This is a genomic window from Micromonospora sp. D75, from assembly GCF_018070405.1.
Classification (GTDB): Bacteria; Actinomycetota; Actinomycetes; order Mycobacteriales; family Micromonosporaceae; genus Micromonospora; species Micromonospora chalcea.
Map to the genome: position 1 here is coordinate 1 of NZ_JAGPXV010000568.1, position 3,900 is coordinate 3,900.

Sequence of the window (3,900 nt, forward strand, 5' to 3'; positions counted from 1 at the left end):
ATGCGTCAGGCGCCGGACGGCTGGTGGCGGGTCGAGGTCCCCGGCGCCGGGCCCGGCACCGACTACGCGTTCCTGCTCGACGACGACGCCCAGGCGCTGCCCGACCCCCGCTCGGCCTGGCAGCCGGCCGGGGTGCACGGGCCCAGCCGGCTCTACGACCACGCCGCGTTCGCCTGGACCGACGCCGCCTGGACCGGCCGGCAACTGCCCGGCAGCGTGCTGTACGAGCTGCACATCGGCACGTTCACCCCGGAAGGCACGTTCGACGGGGCGATCGCCAGGCTCGACCACCTCGTCGACCTCGGCGTGGACATGGTCGAGCTGCTGCCGGTGAACGCGTTCAACGGCGAGCACAACTGGGGCTACGACGGCGTCTGCTGGTTCGCGCCGCACGAGCCGTACGGCGGCCCGGACGGCCTGAAACGGTTCGTCGACGCCGCCCACGCCAAGGGCCTGGGGGTGATCCTCGACGTCGTCTACAACCATTTCGGGCCCTCCGGGGCCTACGCGCCGCGGTTCGCGCCGTACCTCACCGAGCAGAGCAACACCTGGGGCCGCACCGTCAACCTGGACGGCCCGCACTCCGACGGGGTACGCCGCTACATCGCCGACAGCGTGCTGGGCTGGCTGCGCGACTACCACGTCGACGGGCTGCGGCTGGACGCCGTGCACGCCATGCCGGACGGCCGGGCCGTGCATTGGCTGGAGGAGGTCGCCGCCGAGGTGGAGGCGCTGTCCACGCACCTCGGGCGGCCGCTGTCGCTGATCGCCGAGAGCGACCTCAACGACCCGCGCCTGATCACGCCGCGCGAGGCGGGCGGGTACGGCCTGCACGCCCAGTGGAACGACGACGCCCACCACGCGCTGCACACGCTGCTCACCGGCGAACGGCAGGGCTACTACGGCGACTTCGGCTCGCTGGAGTGCCTCACCGACGTGCTGACCGGCGGGTTCTTCCACGCCGGCACCTGGTCCAGCTTCCGCGGCCGCAGCCACGGCCGCCCGGTCGACAGGCAGCGCACCCCCGGCCACCGCTTCGTGGCGTACCTGCAGAACCACGACCAGATCGGCAACCGGGCCACCGGCGACCGGATCTCCGCCACGCTGTCGCCCGGGCTGCTGCGCGTCGGCGCGACGCTGCTGATGACCGCGCCGTTCACGCCGATGCTGTTCATGGGGGAGGAGTGGGCGGCCGCCACGCCGTGGCAGTTCTTCACCAGCCACCCCGAGCCGGAACTCGCGACGGCGGTCGCCACCGGCCGCAGACGCGAGTTCGCCGACCACGGCTGGGCCACCGACGACGTGCCGGACCCGCAGGACCCGCAGACGTTCCTGCGGTCCCGGCTGGACTGGGCCGAGCTGGACAAGCCCGAGCACCGCGAGACGTACGACCTCTACCGGCGGCTGATCGCGCTGCGCCGCTCCCGGGCCGACCTGTCCGACCCCCGGCTGGACCGGGTCGACGTCCGCCACGGCGACCGGTTCCTGGTGATGCGGCGCGGCGACACGCTCGTGGTGGCGAACCTGGCCGGCCGGGCGCAGCGGATCAACCTGCCCGGGGTGGTACGCCGGGTGCTGCTCGCCACGTCCGAGGGCGTCACGGTGATGCGCGACGGAATCGAGCTGCCGCCGGAGTCGGCCGCGATCGCGGCGCTCTGACCGTTCACCGGTGAAGTTTGCGCCGTACCGCCTCGGCGTCGGCGTGACCGAGTTCCTCGTACAACGCGAGTGACCGCCGCCAGGCGTCCCGGGCCGCGTCCGCCCGCCCGGCCGCGGCCCACGTGTCGCCGAGGTGGTCCAGCACGATGCCCTCGGCATGCCGGTCACCGATCTCGGCGAACAGCGCGAGGGCCTGCCGGAAACAGTCCACCGCGTCCTCGTACTCACCCAGGTGGTGGTGGGCGAAGCCGATGCTGTCCCACGTGTTCGCCTGCCCGTACGCGCTCCCGGCCCGCTCGGCCAGGGCGAGGGCGCGGCGGCAGAACGTGATCGCGTCGTGGTGCTCGCCGAGCTGCGAGTGGTACCAGCCGATCGCGTTGAGCGCGACCGCCTGCTTGAGCGGGCTCCCGACCCGTTCGTAGAGGGCGAGGCTGCGCCGCGCGTGCGGCAGCGCCTCCCGCGGCTGCCGCTGCCGGTCGTGCAGCATGCTGAGGTCGAAATGGGTGTGCGCCCGCCCCTCGTCGTCGCCCAGCGCGGCGAACAGATCCAGCGCGGCGAGCAGGTTGCGCTGCGCCTCGGCGTACCGGCCGAGCGTCTCGACCACCTCGGCGGGCGTGCCGGCGGCGCCGTTGGCACGCAACTCGTCCGGGTCACGGCCGATCGCCTCGGCGCGCCGCTTCACCTCGGCCTCGTTGCGGCCGCAGCACAGCACGAGCGCGTTGGACCAGGCCATCGTGGACGGGTCGCGGTCGATCTCGGCGCAGGCGTCGCGTACCCGCTGGAACTGCGTGACGGCGTCCTCGACCGAGACGAACGGCAGGTTGAACTCGTCGGCGTACCGGGCGGCCAGGCGGGGCGTGCGCTTCGGTCCCATGCCGCCGAGCAGGATCGGCGGGCGGGGGCTCTGCACCGGCTTGGGCAGCGCCGGCGAGTCGCTGACCGGGTAGTACGTGCCGGGGAAGTCGAACGTGGAGCCCGCCGGGGTGGACCAGAGCCCGGTGATCACCGCGAGCTGCTCCTCCAGCCGGTCGAACCGCTCCCCCAGCGGCGGGAACGGGATGCCGTACGCGGTGTGTTCCTCGGCGTACCAGCCGGTGCCGATGCCCAGCTCGACCCGGCCGCCGCTCATCTGGTCGACCTGCGCCACGGTGATCGCCAGCGGGCCGGGGAGCCGGAACGTGGCGGCGGTCATCAGCGTGCCGAGCCGGATCCGGGTGGTGTCGCGGGCCAGCCCGGCGAGCGTGGTCCAGGCGTCGGTCGGGCCGGGGTCACCGCTCACCGAGCCCATCTTCAGGTAGTGGTCGGAGCGGAAGAACGCGGCGAAGCCGGTCTCCTCCGCACGCCGGGCCACGGCGAGGAGCTGGTCGTACGTGGCGCCCTGCTGGGGTTCGGTGAAGATCCGCAGTTCCATGCCCCGAGCATATGGAGCCGGCCGGGGCGGGGCAGCGCGACCTGTCATTCCTTGCCAGGCATATAACCGATGAGGCATATTGGAGGCGTGACAGTCGACGCCTTCGCCGTGCTGGCCGAGCCCTCCCGGCGCCGCATCCTGGACCGGCTGCGCCGGACCGAGAGCAGCGTCGGCGAGCTGGTGGACGCGCTGGGCCTGAGCCAGCCGGCCGTCTCCAAGCACCTGCGCGTGCTCCGCGACGCCGGCCTGGTCACCTGCCGTACTGCCGCGCAGCGGCGGATCTACCGGGTCGACACCGCGCCGCTACGAGCAGTCGACGACTGGCTCGAGCCGTACCGGTCGATGTGGACCACGCATCTCGACGCCCTGGAACGCCATCTCGACAGTCAGGAGTGACAGATGGACCGCGCCACGTTCCGCCCGGGCCCACTCGCCCGGGTCAAGCTGACACCCGAAAACGAACTGGTCTTCGTCCGCGACCTGCCGCACCCGCCGGAAACCGTGTGGGCCGCGCTCACCGACCCGGATCGGCTCGCCGAGTGGGCGCCGTTCCTGGCCGACCGTGACCTGGGCCGCCCCGGCGACGCCGTACTCAGCGCCGTCGACGGCGACCAGAGCTACCCGGCGCCGGCCCGGGTGCTGCGCGCCGACCGGCCGCACCTGCTGGAGTACACCTGGGGCGACGACCTGCTGCGCTGGGAGTTGACCGCCAACGGCGACGGCACCACGCTGACGCTGCGGCACCGGGTCGGCGGTCCCGACCTCGCCGCGATGACTGCCGCCGGCTGGCACATCTGCCTCGACGTCGCCGCGCATCTGCTCGACGGCGA

The 3,900-nt window shown here is 73.0% G+C and carries 4 protein-coding genes and 2 pseudogenes; 3 read left to right on the forward strand and 3 right to left on the reverse strand.

Annotation, left to right across the window (positions count from 1 at the left end):
• The coding region (gene treZ / locus KBX39_RS25530; RefSeq protein WP_210872892.1) for a malto-oligosyltrehalose trehalohydrolase at positions 1 to 1,659 on the forward strand (1,659 nt) is incomplete at its 5' end.
• 4 nt (positions 1,660 to 1,663) lie between these two features.
• Here the strand turns inward: treZ and KBX39_RS33880 are convergent.
• From KBX39_RS33880 to KBX39_RS25540, 3 genes and pseudogenes are all read right to left on the reverse strand, one after another.
• Positions 1,664 to 1,963 carry a tetratricopeptide repeat protein gene (locus KBX39_RS33880; RefSeq protein ID WP_282102473.1) on the reverse strand — a complete coding sequence of 100 codons (300 nt, stop codon included), beginning with the start codon at positions 1,961 to 1,963 and terminating at the stop codon, positions 1,664 to 1,666.
• Positions 1,961 to 2,038: pseudogene (locus KBX39_RS34240) on the reverse strand (hypothetical protein); the annotation flags it as partial. The gene KBX39_RS33880 and the pseudogene KBX39_RS34240, both read right to left, overlap by 3 nt.
• A gap of 42 nt (positions 2,039 to 2,080) precedes the next feature.
• Positions 2,081 to 3,070, reverse strand: a pseudogene (locus KBX39_RS25540) (TIGR03560 family F420-dependent LLM class oxidoreductase); the annotation flags it as partial.
• An 87-nt stretch (positions 3,071 to 3,157) separates the two neighbouring features.
• Between KBX39_RS25540 and KBX39_RS25545 the strand changes: the two are divergent.
• Both KBX39_RS25545 and KBX39_RS25550 read left to right on the forward strand, forming a co-directional pair.
• On the forward strand, positions 3,158 to 3,466 hold the full coding sequence (locus KBX39_RS25545; RefSeq protein WP_312247488.1) for a metalloregulator ArsR/SmtB family transcription factor: 309 nt from the start codon (positions 3,158 to 3,160) through the stop codon (positions 3,464 to 3,466).
• Between the two features lie 3 nt (positions 3,467 to 3,469).
• Positions 3,470 to 3,900: SRPBCC family protein (locus KBX39_RS25550; RefSeq protein ID WP_210872896.1), on the forward strand; the 431-nt coding region annotated here is incomplete at its 3' end.